Raw genomic sequence first — 15,749 nt, 5'->3', positions numbered from 1 at the left:
CACATGCTGCAAGCATCCAAGAGTACCGCTCATTGCGCGTCTCCGTGACCAGAGTGCCCGACGCACGTCACACTTGAACACGTGCCGCGGATTCGAACGATCGGCCGACCACCTGGCACGATGGACTGGTGCTGACGCCCATGACTACTACCCCACTCTCCCGGCGGAGTGCGCTCAAGATGACGGGAACAGCAGCGTTGGGCGCTGCTGCCTTCTCGTTGTCCGCCTGCACCGACAACGGCACAGCGGAGGCGGCTGCAGAAGTCGACCAGCTGACGGCCCAGGCCGATCGAGCCCGCTCCGACGCGGCAGCCGCAACCGCCGCCATCGCACTCGCACCGGACAAGTCGGCATCACTGACCACGATCAGCGCCGAACGCACAGCGCATGCAATCGAACTCGACGCCGAGATTGCGCGAGCAGCGGGCAGCGGCGCCGCTACGACCACAGCGCCCCCGTCGACCTCGGTCGCAAACGCTCCTACGGGCGTCGAAACCTTGAGTACCTCGCTGGCCGATTCGGCGCGCAGTGCCGCGGATCTCGCTCGGACGATGTCCGGCTATCGCGCGGGCCTGCTCGGTTCGATCAGCGCGTCGTGCTCGACTCAGGTTGCGGTGTTGCTTCCGTGATCATTTCGCACACCCGTCGATCCGAGAGTTCTGCCTTGCTGACCGCAATCGAATCAGAGAATGCCGCGATCTTCGCTTACGGAGTGGTTGCCGCGTTTTCGAATCCTGCCCGTGTCAACGAGGTTGCCACGCACACAGCAGCGCACCGCGCACGACGTGATGCGCTGGTTGCCCTGTCGACCGACGCGGGCGTGACCCCGCCGACAGCCGCGGCAGCGTACGAGATCCCGTTTCCGGTGACGGACGCCGTTACCGCGGCACAACTGGCAGCACAGATCGAATCCGACACCGCGGTGACCTACCGGGCATTCGTCGAACAGGTCGATACCGACCAACTCCGCACATTCGGAATCGACGGCCTGACCGATGCGGCAATCCGCGGCGCCGGATGGCGGTCCGCGCTGGGAACCGCTCCGGCCACCTCAGCGTTCCCGGGGGACCCGGCTTCGTAACTGCTGTGCGCCTTTATTAACCCCCGGCGGTTAATAAAGGCGCACAGCGGCTCAGCTCTTGCGATGCGAGGGCACGAACCACGCCGCGACCACGGCCACCAACACGAAGCAACCGCCGACGCGCAGTGCAGGTGTCAGCGCATCTCCGTAACCGAGGGGCGTGAGGGCACCGCCGGCGGCAAGGAAGACTGCAGTGAGAACCGCGATTCCCAGTGCAACACCGATCTCACGAAGCGTCGAGTTGGTCGAACTGGCCGTTCCGTGATCAGGCTCGTCCATGTCGACGAGTACCGCCGTCGAGCTCGGCGCGAAGGTCAGGCCCATACCGATTCCCGCCATCAGTAGAGCCGGAACCAGCGACCCGTACGTCACGTCGGGACCGATCAACGCTGCCAACCAGAACAATGCTCCGGCCTGGAGCAACAGACCGGTCAGCAGAAGCGAACGGAGCCCGACCTTCGGCGCCAGAAAACCGGCGAGAGGCGCGAAGATCATCGGCGCTGCCGTCCACGGAAGCGTCCGCAGGCCTGCTTGGAACGGGCTGTAGCCCATCACGATCTGGAGGTACTGCGAGAGCAGGAACACCGCCCCGAAGATTCCGATCGAGAAGGTCAAGCCGATGACGTTCGCCATCGAGAAGCTGCGTGAGCGGAACAGACGTAGGGGCATGACCGGATGCGAGGTCTTCATCTCGCGAAGCACGAACAGTGCCAACGCGACTGCGGAACCGACCAACGACGCAACTACTCCAAGCGATCCCCAGCCGTCGTCGTTGCCGTGAACGATCCCCCACACCGCCAGGAACACACCGAGTCCGGCGAGTGCGACACCGGGAAGGTCGAGAGGCTGTGTGCGACCGGTCGATTCACGCAACGCATACATCGCGAGAGGAACAGCGACGATCGCAACCGGCACGTTGATCCAGAAGATCCCCTGCCACGAGAACCCGTCGACTACCGCTCCACCGACCACCGGACCCATCGCGATCCCCAGGCCGGAGACGCCACCCCACACGCCGATTGCCATGGCACGCTTGGCTTCCGGTACCGCTGCCACGAGGAGAGTGAGTGAGAGCGGCATGATCGCGGCAGCGCCGGCGCCCTGAAAGGCTCGGGCCGCGATGAGCAGGCTTGGTGTCGTCGACAACGCCGAAGCAATCGACGCCGCCGTGAACAGCCCGATCCCGAACACGAACATCTTGCGGCGCCCCCACCGATCGCCGAGCGTCGTCGCCGAAAGCATCAGCGTCGCAAAGCAGAGCGTGTACGCATTCATGAACCACTGAAGTTGCCCGACGGACGCATTCAGCTCCTTCTCGATCACCGGCAGCGCGCTCGTCATCACGAGGTTGTCGAGGGTGGCCATGAACATGGGCAGAGAGGCAGCAACCATCGCTATCGCGATCGGAACCTTACGTCCTCCACTGCTTTCCGACCCGGATGCGGCGTCCGATCCGGACTTCGTCAAAACGGTCATCGTGATTCCTCGAGTGAAGGTGCCTTAAGGCATCGAATGATTACTTAAGTCGAAACTAAGCTATCCGGTGATAACGTGTCAACATGTCGATCGGTGCAGCTGAACCACGTACCCGCAGGATGAGCGCACCGGAACGTCGCGCGTTGGTCCTTGCCGCGGCAACGCGAGCATTCGCAAAGGGTGGATACTCGGGGACCAGTACGGACGCCGTCGCCAAGGAAGCCGGTGTCTCGCAGCCCTACGTCGTGCGCATGTTCGGAACCAAGGCAGATTTGTTCCACGCAGTGTTCACGCGCGCGCTCGACGAAATCGTCCGCACCTTCAACGACAAATTGGATACGGTCACGATCGATCCGAGCAATCCGCAGTTCTGGGCCGAACTCGGATCCGCCTACGGCGAGCTGGTTCTCGACCGAGATCTACTGCTTGTCATGTTGCACGGCTTCGCCACCAGCACCGATGATGTCGCCGCCGTCTCCCGGAACGCCATGTCCGGCATCTACACCTTGCTGCGCGAGCGCACCGGTTGCACACCCGAGCAAGCGCGTTTGTTCATCGCGAACGGGATGCTGATCAACAATCTGCTCGCAATGATGGCGCCCGAACACGCCGAAGAAGATCCAGCCCTCGGCGAGCTCTGGGGCAGCGTCTTCAGCGACTCGACTGCGATCACGCTCACCGGCGACGAATCCTCGCGCGAAACCGACACCGATTCCTGACCGGTCACTGGGAAAAACTACACACATGTGACTGAGGACACCCTACAGTCGATCCGACATGTCTCCGGGAAACCCAGACGAAAAGGACCGACGTTGGATCTCGCACAACGCCTCGACGCGCTCGAACAGATCGAGGAAATCAAGAAGCTCAAGCACGGCTACTGGCGAGCATGTGACGCCAAGGATCCAGTTCGGTTCCGCAACAGCTTCATCCGTTCCGGAGCGTCGATCGACTACGGCCGCCTCGGCGCCTTCGACGACGCGGGGCCGATGGCGGACATCTTCGAGAAGATCGCTCTTCGCAAGGTCGACGGCCGGTACGCGGTCCTCGACATGCATCACGGATTGCATCCCGACATCACGCTGACCTCGGAGACGTCGGCGGTGGGGCGATGGGCTCTGCAGTTCCGCCAGATCGACACCGTCGGGCGCACCGAGAAGTTGATGACCGGCGAATACGACGACAAGTACGTGATCGAGGACGGTATGTGGAAAATGAGTCAATGCCATTTCACGGAGACGTGGTCGATCACCACTCCCCTGTCCCCGGACGCTGACATCGCCGAGGGTTCGTTGGGTGGGCCGCGATGACGACGAACGGAAAAGTTGCGCTCGTAACCGGTGCCAGCCGGAGCGTCGGCAAGGGCATTGCCCTCGCGCTGGGAAGCGACGGATGGACGGTGTACGTGACGGCCCGAGGAACCGTCGGCGACGACGGCCCACTCGATCGCACCGCAGCCGAGATCACCGAGCGCGGTGGTCACGGCATTGCCGTGCAGTGCGATCACGCCGACGATCAACAGATCGTCGACCTGTTTGCACGCATCGCCGAGGAACAGTCAGGCCGCCTCGATCTTCTGGTCAACAACGTCTGGGCAAACCCGGCGGGTTATGCAGGCTTCGCCGATCCGTTCTGGAAGAGGCCGATCGACGATTGGGATTCGCTGATCGGAATCGGACTGCGCGCCCACTACGTTGCTTCGGTGGAAGCGGCGAAGTTGATGGTTCCCCGGGGCAGTGGAGTGATCGGCAACATCTCGTCGTTCGGCACCCGCGGGTACCTGCACTCTGTGCTGTACGGGATGTCGAAGGCAGGTTTGGACAAGATGGCCGCGGACATGGCTGTCGAATTGAAGGGGACCGGCGTCACCGCACTTTCCTTCTGGCTCGGGTTGATCCGCAACGAACGCATGGAGGCGAGTGGGATCGAGAGCTTCGAAGGCTTCTCACTGGCCGAGGCCGAAACCCCGGAATTCGTCGGCCAAGTCATCACTGCATTGGCCAACGATCCAGAAGTGAACGCGCGCAGCGGTCACACACTGATCACCGCCGAGACGGCCGTCGAGTACGGAATCACCGACGCCAACGGGAAACAACCGGCGTCACACCGCAGTGCCTTCGGTGGCGGCCCGCTTTTCTGAATCATCAGTAGCAGTGGTCGCGTCGCGTGCCGGCACAGCACGCGGCGCTGCCACTCGAGCCTTCAGGGCAAGCCAGGCACACCCGATGACGACGACACCGCCGGCCACGATCGAGGGTGACAACGCCTCACCGAGGATCAGCGCCGACCAGGCAATGCTGAGCACCGGTTGAACCAACTGTGTTTGGCTCACAGTGGAAATGGGACCGATCGCCAGACCCCGGTACCAAGGAAAGAACCCGAGAAACATACTCACGCATCCCAGGTAGGCAAACGAAAGCCACGAATTCACATCGGCAGAGACCGGAGCCTGGGCCATGGACGCCACCGTCAACGCAATCGTGACCGGCAGTCCGAGAATCAATGCCCAGGCAATCGTCTGCCACGACCCGATCTCGCGGGCCAGCAACGCACCTTCCGAATATGCCAGCGCTGCACACACCACCGCGGCGAACAGAAGAAGATCAGCGAGATGAAACGAGCCGAGTCCGCCGTTTGCAATCGCCACGAACCCTACGACCGATACCGCGCCGGCGGCGCTTGCCCACCAGAATCCCTTACTGGGACGCTCTTTTCCTCGGACGACGGCAAATACCGCGGTCGCAGCGGGGAGTAGCCCGATCACGACTGCCGCGTGACTCGCCGGCGATGTCTGCAACGCAAACGTGGTGAACAGTGAAAACCCCAGTACCGCACCAACAGTCACGAGTGCGATGCGAAACCACTGCCGAAGCGTCGGAAGCGTCGCGCGAGTAACCGACAGCATCACAATCGCAAGGGCCCCGGCAACGACAGCGCGGCCCGCACCGACGAACAGGGGGTCGAGATCCGCGACGGCGACCCTCGTGAGCGGAACGGTGAACGAGAACGCCAGCACACCGAGCAAGCCCCACCACAAACCGGATCGAGACGATGGCATCGGTAGCGGTTCCTGCGGCGCGACGATAGCGCTACTCTTCATACTCATGTTTTACGATAGCAGTAGCACGCCAACCAGCGAAACTGGTATTTCAGATGCGCACCCGTGTGCAGGAGATCGAAATTGCTCCGAGCAGTCCGACGAGCGCGAAAGCGTAGAAGCCCCACGGCACGGCGTAACCCGCACCCAGGAGGACTCCGCCCAGGATCGGGCCACAGATCGCACCGACCCGGCCGACACCTGCCGACCATCCGAGCGCGGTCGCGCGAATCTGAGGTGGGTGATTGGCGCTCGTGAAGGCGTAGACCAGTACCTGCGCACTGAATACGAAGCATCCGGCGAGGAAGACCATCACGTAGATTCCGAACGACACCTTCACACTCAGAAGCGCCAGGAACAGTGCAGCTCCGGCGAACCACACGATGGCTGCAGTCCGTGGGCCGATCTTGTTCGCGACGCCCCCGGCGATCAACAGCCCGACGACGGCGCCGGCATTGAGGATCAGAAGGAACGTCAACGACGCCCCGAGGTTGTAACCGGCCTCACGCATGATCGTCGGAAGCCATGTGTTCAATCCGTAGACGAGCAGCAAGCCCATGAAACTGGTGATCCAGATGGCGATGCTGTTGCGCAGGAACTTCGAAGAGAACAGTGCGCGAACGGGATTGGCGGCTTCGGCGCGCTCAACTTCGGACGTGGGCGCAACCTCGAGTTCGACTCCGTAACGGGCAGCGATTTCCTCGGCTTCGGCACGCTTTCCGTGAGCGAGAAGGTACGACGGGGATTCCGGCAGATACCGCAACATGAGTGGAATCAGGGCGACGGCAGGAAGTGCGCCGACAACGAACATCGCTCGCCAACCGAAAGGTTCGATCACGACGAGCGCCAGCGCTGCGGTGGCAACGGCGCCGACGTGGTAGCCGGTCATCAGCATGGTCGACGCAGATCCACCGCCTTGTTTCTTCGAGAATTCGTTGACCAGAGCCAATGCCGTCGGTAGGGCGCCACCCAGCCCCACACCGGCAAGGAAGCGCAGCAGCCCGAAGATGAACGGATTGGGCGCAATTGCGCACAACAGAGTCAGAATCGAGAATGCGGCAACGGCGTACAGCAGCGCGCGGCGTCGACCGATGACGTCGGTGAGAGTGCCGATGACGAGGGCGCCGATGGTCATGCCGATGAGCCCGAAGGTCGAGATCATCGTGATCGTGCCGGTACTCAAACCCCACGCGTCGTAGTCGAGAAGCGAAGGAATGACCGCGCCGAGTACGACCAGGTCGAATCCGTCCAGAAGCACAGCGATCCAACACAACGGTGCTACCCACATTGCGGCACGCGCCCCAGGCGAACCGGTGATTGAACTCGACTGCGTATGCGGTGCGGTCATCGGATCCTCGACATTCACTGCTTGTGGGCGTTCGCGACCGGTTGGGATCCAGTAGTTCGGATCGAAACGTGTTCGCATTGCGAACGCCTGTTCATAATGAGCACATCGATTGTGTACGGAGTCACAACGCCATGTCAAACGTCGCGGTAATCTCGAGGAATGGCACTCTCCGAAAATGAGCGTGAACAGTTCCTGGCCGAACCCCACATCGGGGCGCTGTCCGTGGCGGACGGCACCGAGCGCGGTCCGTTGACCGTCCCGATCTGGTACCTGTACTCACCCGGTGGCAAACCATGGATCCTCACGGGCAAGGATTCGCGAAAGGCACGACTCATCGAGTCGGCCGGGCATTTCTCGTTGATGGCCGAAAGGCTCGATCCGACAATCCGTTACGTCAGCGTCAGCGGATCCGTCGACAAGATCGTTCCGGGCACCGACGAGATGCTGGTCGAAGTCTCGCGGCGTTACCTGGCTCCGGACAAGGTCGACGGGTATCTCGAATTCGCGCGATCGCAGTTGGGCGAACAGGTAGCGATCTACATGAATCCGCAGCACTGGCTGTCTGCGGATCTCGGGGCGATCTGACAATTCTCAGAAAAACGAAGGCTCGGCGCGCCGGAGTGGCGCGCCGAGCCTGACCTGCATGTGGAGGGCTCTATGTCAGCTCTCGGTGAAGAAACGCACCCGATTGAGTCGATGACCGCTCGCCTCGAAGCCGAACAATGCGATGGCAGGTTCCCCGCACACGATGACGCTCGCCGTCACGGTGCGACCGGCAACCAGCATCTTGCTCTTCGTCACGCCGGTGAGCAGAGCGTTGACATCAGCGTTGGACAACTGCGTCCCCGCAGGAAGCTCGACGGGTACCGACGGCGTTCGGCCGACAGCGGCCGCATCGAGGAACCGCGACGCTGCCTTCTTGCCTTTGTCTCCGACGCCGAAGATGCCGCGCGAGAACCCGAGCGCCCCGCCGATCCCCTGGTTCGAGAGCAACTGCGGCGTCAACTTCGCGGCCGCCTTCACCCCCGCCACACCAGCAGTCGCGAGCTGGCTCAACATCGTCGCCAATTCCCAATGCGCATAGAGGGTTCCGATCCGCAAGGAATCGGGCTCCCCCACCAAGTCGTAGCGCAAGTGCATCGGAACGTCGAGAACGACTCCGGTCGACATCTCGGTAGCGAGGCTCAGATCGCGCCACACCGTCCGGCCGCACACGATGTCGCGCTCGACATGGAAGGTGATCGAATTGGGGGCGATGAACGTGTCGTAGAAACTCTCGATCGCCGCCTGACCGTTGTGCGGACGTGAACCTACAGGGTCGTTGACCTGTCCGTCGCCGGCAAACAGGGCCACCCAGGTCGAGCGGTCATGCGCGCCGACGGCTTTCGGGGATCCCTCCACGACGGCCATCAACTGCTCGCGCGTCACCGGCGCGGTCATGCGCGCATCTCGTATGCACCGTCGTACGCCTTGACCTGCTGCCACACCCGGTCGAAGCGTTCACTGTCGACAACAGGCTTCCGCACCGCGGCCAGGGCCCATTTCTGCTGCTCGGGTGTCGACGACGGCTTTCCGTGCAGCGCGATCGCGTATCCCGAGAAGTCACGAATCTGGAAGTCGAAGATCTGATCGACAACGTCGGCGTCGAGCCCGCTGATCTCGGCCTGTTCGAGAATCAGATGACCGTAGACGACGAGAGAGAACAGGTGCCCGACGTTGAGCATGAAATCGAGGTCCTTCTGCTGCTGCGCGTCCGGCGCTGCAGCAGTGAGCAATTCGGTGAGCGCGATCGCCTGCTCGTAAAAACGGGCGACGTTCGGAATCGAAGAGTGCTTCTCGTAGACGGGCTTCCACTCGTGGAACTGAATCTTCGCAGCGCCGCGGGTAGGCCCCTGGTTCCAGAAGAACTCGTCGTCGGCGGCGTCGTCGCGCGTGACGATCTCCGGGAACTGCGCCGAGTTGAACAGATAGTTCGGCAAGAACTTGAGAATCAGGCCGACGTTGACGTGGACGGTGCCCTCGAGCTTGGGCAGCGTGCCGATCATCTGCGCTGCCTCGCGGAAGTACGTGGACTTCTCGTATCCCTTGGCTGCGATCACATCGTGCAGCAACCCGACCACCTTCTCACCTTCGGAGGTGACCTTGGCCTTGGTCATGGGATTGAACAGCAGGTAGCGACGGTCCTCGAGGCTGGCGCTGCGGAAGTAGTCGACCGCCCGCGCACTGAACTGCTTCATCGCGATCAGACGTGAGTACGCGTCGACGAAGGCGGCGCGAACGTGGGCGAAATCCGTGACGGGATTGCCGTACAGAATTCGATTCTGCGCGTGAGTGATTGCCTCGAAGAACGCATGCTCGGTGATGCCGATGGAGCCGGTGCAGAGGTTGAACTTTCCGACGTTGACCGTGTTGAGCGCGGCCTCGAATGCGGCGACGCCGGTGTGCAGAATGTCTTCCTCGCGCACCGGGTAATCGTCGAGGCGGAAATTGCTGACATACATCTGCCCGCGCAGGACGTTGTCCACGAGCTGATAGTTCGGATGTGCACTGTCGGCGACAAAGAACACGTAGCCTTCGGGGCCCTCGACGTCGGTACGACGCCCGAACACAGACACCATTCCGGCTACGTTGCCGTTTCCGATGTAGTACTTCTCGCCGCTCGCGCGGAAGGCGACGTCGCCGTCGGTGGGAGTGAGGAGCATGTCGGTGGAGTACACGTCGGCGCCGTGGTCGCGCTCGGACAGCCCGAACGCCATGACACCACCGTCGGCAAGTTCCTGCGCTGCACGCTTCTTCGCAGCGTCGTTGTCACTCATCCAGATCGGTCCGAGTCCGAGGATCGTGACCTGCCAGGCGTACCAGTAAGCGAGTCCGTAAAAACCGAAGATCTCACTCAAGGCCGCGTTGCGGGCACCGTCCCAACGACGGTTCTCGTCACCGTCGGCGAATGCCGCCGGAGTCTGGAACGTCGCGAACAACTTCTCCCTGCCGACGAATTCGAGAAAGTCGGAGACCCACACGGCGTCGAGGTCGTCCTGAAGCAGTTGCTTCTTGCCGCGGCTCTCGAACCATTCGATGGTGGCTCGCAGCAAACGGCGGGTCTCCGGATCGAACTGAGCGGGGTCGTAAGTATGGGGGTTGAAGAGCAATCCATCGGTGCCAGACACGTCATTACCTTTCGTCGATGACGCTAAACTACCAGCGGGTAACTTTCCGCGGTGCGATTCATGGAAGACCTGCGATTCTTCGCGAATGCCACAGGTCCATCGGATTCCACGTGCCGGACCGAGCACGCGTGATCGGATAGCACGCCAATCCGAGCAACAACGCAGACATGTGGCCGATGGCGGTGAAATTGGTGGCGAAAATCAGAGGTACACCGTAGAAGAGCAACAGCCCCGCGAGATAGATGTATCGCCACGGATCGACGATGCGGTACACCAGAATCCCCATGATGCCGGCCAGACCGTAGCTCACTCCCACGTCGAGAGTGTTGACCGCCGACTCCGCCACGTATCCGTGCCGAATACCTTCGTACAGAACACCTTCGCTGATGTACGTGGCTCCGACGTGGGCGATGACGACAACACACAGCCACCGCCATGTCCCGAGCCAACGCTCAGCCGTTGCATGAAAGATGGTGAAGAGAACCAGGTATCCCAACCAACCGCCACCTTCGAGCCAGAAGGCACTCGAGAACAGGACTCGTAGCGGGTCTTCGGCCAGGTGATGCAGATTGGTCGAGCGCTTGCCGAGAAAACGCTCCTCGACATTGTCGGGCAGATGCCGAAGGAAGAGCGTGGTGAACAGCAGGGCCAGCAACCAGACGTAGGTACCGGGAGCACTGCGCACCCATCGCCATGCCGCCTTTGCTGCCCCCAGCATCCTCACCGCTTCGAGTCTGCGCTCACTCGTTCACTACTGCAACGGCAAACCCGTCCCATCCCTTCGAACCCACGGTTTGAATGGCGGTGCCGTCGAGTTTCGGCTCGGCCGCGATCATCTCCAACACCGCTCGACTCGCTTTGACGCGCTCGTCGTCGATATCCGGGTTGGACACATGTCCCCCACGCACCACGTTGTCCACGATGATGACGGTTCCGGGATGCGAAAGGGCCAACGCCCACCGCACGTACTCGGTGTTGTTCTCCTTGTCGGCGTCGATGAAGACCAAGTCGAAAGGTCCCAACTCTTCCTTCGCGATCGACGGGAGGCTGTCGAGCGCGGCCCCGACGCGGACGTCGACACGGTCAGCCAAGCCGGCGCGCTCGATATTCGCCCGAGCGACATCCGCATGGGTGGGATCGAATTCCAGCGTGATGACCTGGCCCGAGGGGCCGACCGCGCGAGCGAGCCAGATCGTGCTGTATCCGCCGAGCGTTCCGATCTCGAGAACATTGCGCGCCAGGCACATTCGCGCCAGAAGATTGAGGAGCTTGCCCTGGTTCGGCGCCACGTCGATGGGCGGGAGACCGGCCTCGGAGTTGGCGGCGAGTGCCGCGTCGAGAACCGGATCTTCACCTACCAACGTGGAAACGAGATAGCCGTCGACTTCTGCCCAATCCGGTTCGCGTTCCATAGCCACGATTGTGGCAGAAAAGAAGGGCCGCCGCAGACACCTCGGAAGGTGGCTGCGGCGGCCCGGACGACTATTCGAATCAGCCGCGAACTGCGCTGATGATCTCCTCGATCGCCGAGTCGGCGTCGATCTCACGGCTCTCGCCAGTGAAGCGGTCGCGAATTTCGACCTTGCCGTCGGCCCAACCGCGTCCGACGACAACGATCAGCGGAACGCCGATCAGCTCGGAGTCCTTGAACTTCACGCCCGGCGATGCCTTGCGGTCGTCGAGGATTACTTCGAGTCCGGCACGGTCGAGTTGCGCGGCGAGGCCTTCGGCGCCTTCGCGCGCGGTCTCGTCCTTGTTCGCGATGACGAGGTAGACGTCGGCCGGTGAAACCTCGGCAGGCCAGCGCAGGCCCTTTTCGTCGTGATGCTGCTCGGCAATGACGGCCACCAGACGCGAGACGCCGACGCCGTACGAACCCATGGTCGGGCGGACGGGCTTGCCGTTCTCGGCGAGGACATCGACGGTGAAGACGTCGGTGTACTTACGGCCGAGCTGGAAGACGTGCCCGATCTCGATACCGCGAGCCGAGACCAGCGTGCCGGCTCCATCCGGAGAGGCGTCACCGTCACGAACCTCGGCGGCTTCGATGGTTCCGTCGGGGGTGAAGTCCCGACCGGCAACGAGGCCGACCACGTGCTTGCCGTCTTCGTCGGCGCCGGTGATCCAGCTGGTGCCGTCGACGACACGCGGGTCGACAAGGTAGCGAACGCCGTTGGCCTGCAGCGCCTTCGGGCCGATATAACCCTTGGCCAGGAACGGGTTGTTCTTGAAGTCGGTCTCGGTGATCATCACGAACTCGGCCGGCTCCAGCGAAGCCTCGAGGCGCTTTTCGTCGACCTCACGGTCGCCGGGGATGCCGATACCGAGCAGTTCCCACTCGCCGCCGGGCAGGCGGGTCTTGACCATGATGTTCTTGAGAGTGTCGGCGGCGGTGACGGTACGGCCGAGATCAGCGCGGTTCGCCCAGTCCACCAGGGTGTCGATGGTGGGTGTGTTCGCGGTGTCGTACACCTTGGCTTCGGGCAGCCCGTCGAACGGAATCGAATCGGGAACAACAGTCTTGACGGCCTCGACGTTGGCGGCGTAGCCGGATTCGAGGCAGCGGACGTAGGTGTCTTCGCCGATCTCGCTCTCGGCAAGGAACTCCTCGGACGCGCTGCCGCCCATCGCACCGGAGGTGGCCGAGACGATGACGTACTTGACGCCCAGACGCGTGAAGATCTTCTCGTAGGCGCCGCGATGCGCCTGGTACGACTCCGTCAGGCCTTCGTCGGTCAGGTCGAAGGAGTAGGAATCCTTCATGAGGAACTCGCGGCCACGCAGAATGCCGGCACGCGGACGCTCTTCGTCGCGGTACTTGGTCTGCACCTGGTACAGGGTGACCGGGAAGTCCTTGTAGGAGTTGTACTCACCCTTGACCGTCAGAGCAAAGAGCTCCTCGTGGGTCGGGCCGAGCATGTAGTCGTTGCCCTTGCGGTCCTTGAGGCGGAACAGGTTGGGGCCGTACTCGGTCCAGCGATTCGACGCTTCGTAGGGATCGCGCGGGAGCAGCGCAGGCAGCAGGATTTCCTGTCCGCCAATTGCATTCATTTCTTCACGGACGACACGCTCTACCTCGCGCAGCACCCGCAATCCCAGCGGCAACCACGAGTAGACGCCTGGAGCGATACGACGCACGTAGCCGGCACGAACCAGCAATTTGTGGCTGGCAACTTCGGCGTCCGAGGGATCGTCACGCAGGGTACGCAGGAACAGGTGGGACAGACGGGTAATCACGAGGTGTAAGGATAGTCGCCGCAGTCGGCCGAGCGGGCCTCGGTACGGTTACAGCGTGCTTGTACTGCTGCCTCCCTCAGAAACCAAGTCCGACGGCGGCAAGGATGCGCCCCTCGATCTGGCCGAACTGTCGATGCCCCAGTTGACCGAAACGCGCGAATTGCTGGTTCAGACGCTGGTCGATCTGGCCGCTGACGTCGAGGCGTCGTGCTCAGCGCTCGGGCTCGGCCCGACGCAAGCAGACGAAGTGGAGCGCAATGCCAAGCTGTGGGTGTCCGCGACGCGGCCCGCACTACAGCGCTACACCGGCGTGCTCTTCGACGCCCTCGACGCAAAGTCGTTCACCCGCGCCCAGAAGGCGAAGGCGCTCGATCGGATCGCCATTGGTTCCGCTCTGTTCGGTGCTGTCCGCGCAGGAGATCTGATCCCCGCCTACCGCCTCTCTGGCGGGTCCAAGCTGCCGGGGATGGGGACGCTGCGCTCGCTGTGGAAGCCGGAGCTGCCGAAGGCCCTGGCCGCCGAAGCCGACGGCCTTGTCATCGATCTACGATCGGGTACCTACCAAGACCTCGGACCTGTTCCGGACGCCTTGATCGCAACGGTCCTCACCGAGAAGCCGGACGGCAGTCGCACGGTGGTCAGTCATTTCAACAAGCACCACAAGGGTCTGCTCGCCCGTGCGCTGGTGGTCTCGCGCGCCGAACCGACCGACATCAAGGGTGTCGCGCGGGTGGCGTCGAAGGCCGGCCTGCGGGTGGAAATCGCGTCGGAGCGTGAACTGATCATCCTGACGGATTGATGGCTTCGTCTGTCAAGTGCCGCAGAAGGTTTGGAACGTCTCGCTGAAAGACCGCGGAGCCGCCTCGGTGTAGTCAGCCCACTCGTCGCGTCGGTCGAATGGATGCGTGACAACCTCCAGCAGCTTCTCGAATGGAGCGAGGTCGCCGTCGGTCGCGGCGCGCAGGGCAGCGTCGAGCCGATGATTACGCGGAATGTACAGCGGGTTGACGCGATCCATCGCGCTCGCGGTCTCCGCGGCCCCACGCCCCTGGTCCGTCAGGGCCCTGTGCCACCGCTGCAACCAGGACGCGATGTGGTCCCGTGGCACGAGGTCGTCGAGGGGCGCCGAATTTCCACGCAATTCGTCGGCGAGTGCGCGGAAACTGCCCGTCCAATCAGCACCGTGTTCCGCCAACAACGTCAGCAGATCGTCGACGAGCGCCCGATCGACAAACGGCTGGGCCAGACCGAGCTTTTCCGCGAAACCGGCAGCATAGTGTCCCTCGTAGCGCTCGTCGAAGGTCTCGAGAACTGCCGACGCCGCGGAAATCGCATTGTCGGGTGCGGAATCGATCAGCGGCAACAGTGTTTCTGCCAAGCGCGCAAGATTCCACTTCAGTACAGCGGGCTGATTGCCGAACGCATAGCGGCCCCCGTGGTCGATCGAGCTGAACACTGCCGCCGGATCGAATGCGTCGAGGAAGGCGCACGGACCGTAATCGATGGTCTCTCCCGAAATTGTCGTGTTGTCGGTGTTCATGACCCCGTGCACGAAACCGATGAGCATCCACCTCGCCACCAGTGACGCCTGCGCCTCGACGACCGCCTCGAGGAACCTCAGATAGCGATTGTGTGTACCCGTTGACGGAAGTTCGGTCAGCTCCGGGTAGTGCCGGGCGATCGCGTAGTCGGTGAGCGGCTGCAAGACCTCGCCCTGCCGGGCCGCGAACTCGAAGGTCCCAACGCGTAGGTGACTCGACGCGATCCGTGCAAGCACGGCACCGGGTTCTGCGCCGTTGCGGCGAACGTCCCGTCCCGTCGCCACGACAGACAGCGCGCGCGTAGTGGGGACACCGAGGGCATACATCGCCTCACTGACCAGATATTCGCGCAGCATCGGCCCGACAACCGCGTACCCGTCGCCGCCCCGAGAGAACGGTGTGCGCCCGGAGCCTTTCAGATGCAAGTCCACTCGCTGCCCGGCACTGCTGACGAGTTCGCCGAGTAACAACGCCCGACCGTCCCCGAGAATCGGTGCGTACCCACCGAACTGATGACCCGCATACGCCATCGCCACCGGTGTGGCCCCGACCGGCACCGTCGACCCGGACAGGACGCCGATCCCGTCCACACTTCGCAGCGCTGCTACGTCCAATCTCAACGACGCAGCCAGCTGCTCGTTCACCACGAGCAACTGCGGGTCAGGGGCGGCAGCACCTTGCCACGGCACCGTCAGAGCGCCAAGTTCGTCGGCGAACGTGCTCTCGAGGCCGGCCACGATGGTGACCGTGTCTGCTGTCGATTCCTGGAATGCGGCCATCACACGAGAGTAGTCACCGTGCG

The 15,749-nt window shown here is 62.7% G+C and carries 16 protein-coding genes; 7 read left to right on the top strand and 9 right to left on the bottom strand.

Going from position 1 to position 15,749, the window contains the following annotated elements:
- Positions 1 to 179: 179 nt before the first annotated feature.
- Together ACBG85_RS12400 and ACBG85_RS12395 are read left to right on the top strand one after the other, a co-directional pair.
- The gene (locus ACBG85_RS12400) at positions 180 to 629 is read left to right on the top strand and encodes a hypothetical protein (protein ID WP_058226296.1); all 450 of its coding nucleotides are present in this window, start codon (positions 180 to 182) and stop codon (positions 627 to 629) included.
- Positions 626 to 1,081, top strand: coding sequence for a ferritin-like domain-containing protein (locus tag ACBG85_RS12395; RefSeq protein WP_058226297.1), 456 nt, complete (start codon positions 626 to 628; stop codon positions 1,079 to 1,081). Before ACBG85_RS12400 ends, ACBG85_RS12395 begins: the two co-directional genes overlap by 4 nt.
- 51 nt (positions 1,082 to 1,132) lie before the next feature.
- On the opposite strand, the gene ACBG85_RS12390 is transcribed toward ACBG85_RS12395, so the two are convergent.
- Positions 1,133 to 2,557 (bottom strand): MFS transporter, encoded by a 1,425-nt coding sequence (locus tag ACBG85_RS12390; RefSeq protein WP_372027603.1) that lies wholly within the window; start codon positions 2,555 to 2,557, stop codon positions 1,133 to 1,135.
- A gap of 83 nt (positions 2,558 to 2,640) precedes the next feature.
- Between ACBG85_RS12390 and ACBG85_RS12385 the strand changes: the two genes are divergently transcribed.
- The 3 genes from ACBG85_RS12385 (at position 2,641) to ACBG85_RS12375 (ending at position 4,697) form a co-directional block, all read left to right on the top strand.
- Positions 2,641 to 3,276: a TetR/AcrR family transcriptional regulator gene (locus ACBG85_RS12385; RefSeq protein ID WP_372027601.1), complete on the top strand. Its 636-nt coding sequence runs from the start codon at positions 2,641 to 2,643 to the stop codon at positions 3,274 to 3,276.
- A 93-nt stretch (positions 3,277 to 3,369) separates the two neighbouring features.
- Entirely contained in the window at positions 3,370 to 3,867 is a 498-nt protein-coding gene (locus ACBG85_RS12380) for a nuclear transport factor 2 family protein (RefSeq protein WP_081557749.1), read from the top strand.
- Entirely contained in the window at positions 3,864 to 4,697 is an 834-nt protein-coding gene (locus ACBG85_RS12375; RefSeq protein ID WP_003942723.1) for an SDR family NAD(P)-dependent oxidoreductase, read from the top strand. The genes ACBG85_RS12380 and ACBG85_RS12375 overlap by 4 nt, the downstream gene beginning before the upstream one ends.
- On the opposite strand, the gene ACBG85_RS12370 is transcribed toward ACBG85_RS12375, so the two are convergent.
- Together ACBG85_RS12370 and ACBG85_RS12365 are read right to left on the bottom strand one after the other, a co-directional pair.
- A complete protein-coding gene (locus tag ACBG85_RS12370) occupies positions 4,659 to 5,615 on the bottom strand; it encodes a DMT family transporter (protein ID WP_372027850.1) in 957 nt (318 codons plus the stop codon). The genes ACBG85_RS12375 and ACBG85_RS12370 overlap by 39 nt on opposite strands.
- A gap of 91 nt (positions 5,616 to 5,706) precedes the next feature.
- Positions 5,707 to 7,002, bottom strand: a complete 1,296-nt coding sequence (locus tag ACBG85_RS12365) for an MFS transporter (RefSeq protein WP_372027599.1) — start codon at positions 7,000 to 7,002, stop codon at positions 5,707 to 5,709.
- Between the two features lie 159 nt (positions 7,003 to 7,161).
- Between ACBG85_RS12365 and ACBG85_RS12360 the strand changes: the two genes are divergently transcribed.
- Positions 7,162 to 7,587, top strand: a complete 426-nt coding sequence (locus tag ACBG85_RS12360) for a pyridoxamine 5'-phosphate oxidase family protein (protein WP_003942732.1) — start codon at positions 7,162 to 7,164, stop codon at positions 7,585 to 7,587.
- Between the two features lie 75 nt (positions 7,588 to 7,662).
- Here the strand turns inward: ACBG85_RS12360 and ACBG85_RS12355 are convergent, their stop codons facing one another.
- From ACBG85_RS12355 to ACBG85_RS12335, 5 genes are all read right to left on the bottom strand, one after another.
- A complete protein-coding gene (locus ACBG85_RS12355) occupies positions 7,663 to 8,442 on the bottom strand; it encodes a nuclear transport factor 2 family protein (RefSeq protein WP_372027597.1) in 780 nt (259 codons plus the stop codon).
- Positions 8,439 to 10,169 carry an acyl-CoA dehydrogenase family protein gene (locus ACBG85_RS12350; protein WP_063316560.1) on the bottom strand — a complete coding sequence of 577 codons (1,731 nt, stop codon included), beginning with the start codon at positions 10,167 to 10,169 and terminating at the stop codon, positions 8,439 to 8,441. Before ACBG85_RS12350 ends, ACBG85_RS12355 begins: the two co-directional genes overlap by 4 nt.
- 58 nt (positions 10,170 to 10,227) lie before the next feature.
- Positions 10,228 to 10,887, bottom strand: coding sequence for a rhomboid-like protein (locus ACBG85_RS12345; protein ID WP_208690654.1), 660 nt, complete (start codon positions 10,885 to 10,887; stop codon positions 10,228 to 10,230).
- A 22-nt stretch (positions 10,888 to 10,909) separates the two neighbouring features.
- On the bottom strand, positions 10,910 to 11,581 hold the full coding sequence (locus tag ACBG85_RS12340) for an O-methyltransferase (RefSeq protein ID WP_020969392.1): 672 nt from the start codon (positions 11,579 to 11,581) through the stop codon (positions 10,910 to 10,912).
- A 79-nt stretch (positions 11,582 to 11,660) separates the two neighbouring features.
- Positions 11,661 to 13,406 (bottom strand): proline--tRNA ligase, encoded by a 1,746-nt coding sequence (locus tag ACBG85_RS12335; RefSeq protein WP_030535623.1) that lies wholly within the window; start codon positions 13,404 to 13,406, stop codon positions 11,661 to 11,663.
- Between the two features lie 55 nt (positions 13,407 to 13,461).
- Between ACBG85_RS12335 and yaaA the strand changes: the two genes are divergently transcribed.
- Positions 13,462 to 14,205, top strand: a complete 744-nt coding sequence (yaaA, locus tag ACBG85_RS12330) for a peroxide stress protein YaaA (RefSeq protein ID WP_081557746.1) — start codon at positions 13,462 to 13,464, stop codon at positions 14,203 to 14,205.
- A 12-nt stretch (positions 14,206 to 14,217) separates the two neighbouring features.
- On the opposite strand, the gene ACBG85_RS12325 is transcribed toward yaaA, so the two are convergent.
- Positions 14,218 to 15,726, bottom strand: coding sequence for a YdiU family protein (locus ACBG85_RS12325; RefSeq protein WP_270007936.1), 1,509 nt, complete (start codon positions 15,724 to 15,726; stop codon positions 14,218 to 14,220).
- Positions 15,727 to 15,749 lie beyond the last annotated feature (23 nt).

Origin of the sequence: Rhodococcus sp. NyZ502 (genome assembly GCF_041464245.1) — a bacterium.
Lineage (GTDB): Bacteria > Actinomycetota > Actinomycetes > Mycobacteriales > Mycobacteriaceae > Rhodococcus_F > Rhodococcus_F qingshengii.
Note: the sequence above shows the minus strand (reverse complement) of the source record. Positions and strands in the feature narration are given on the sequence as shown.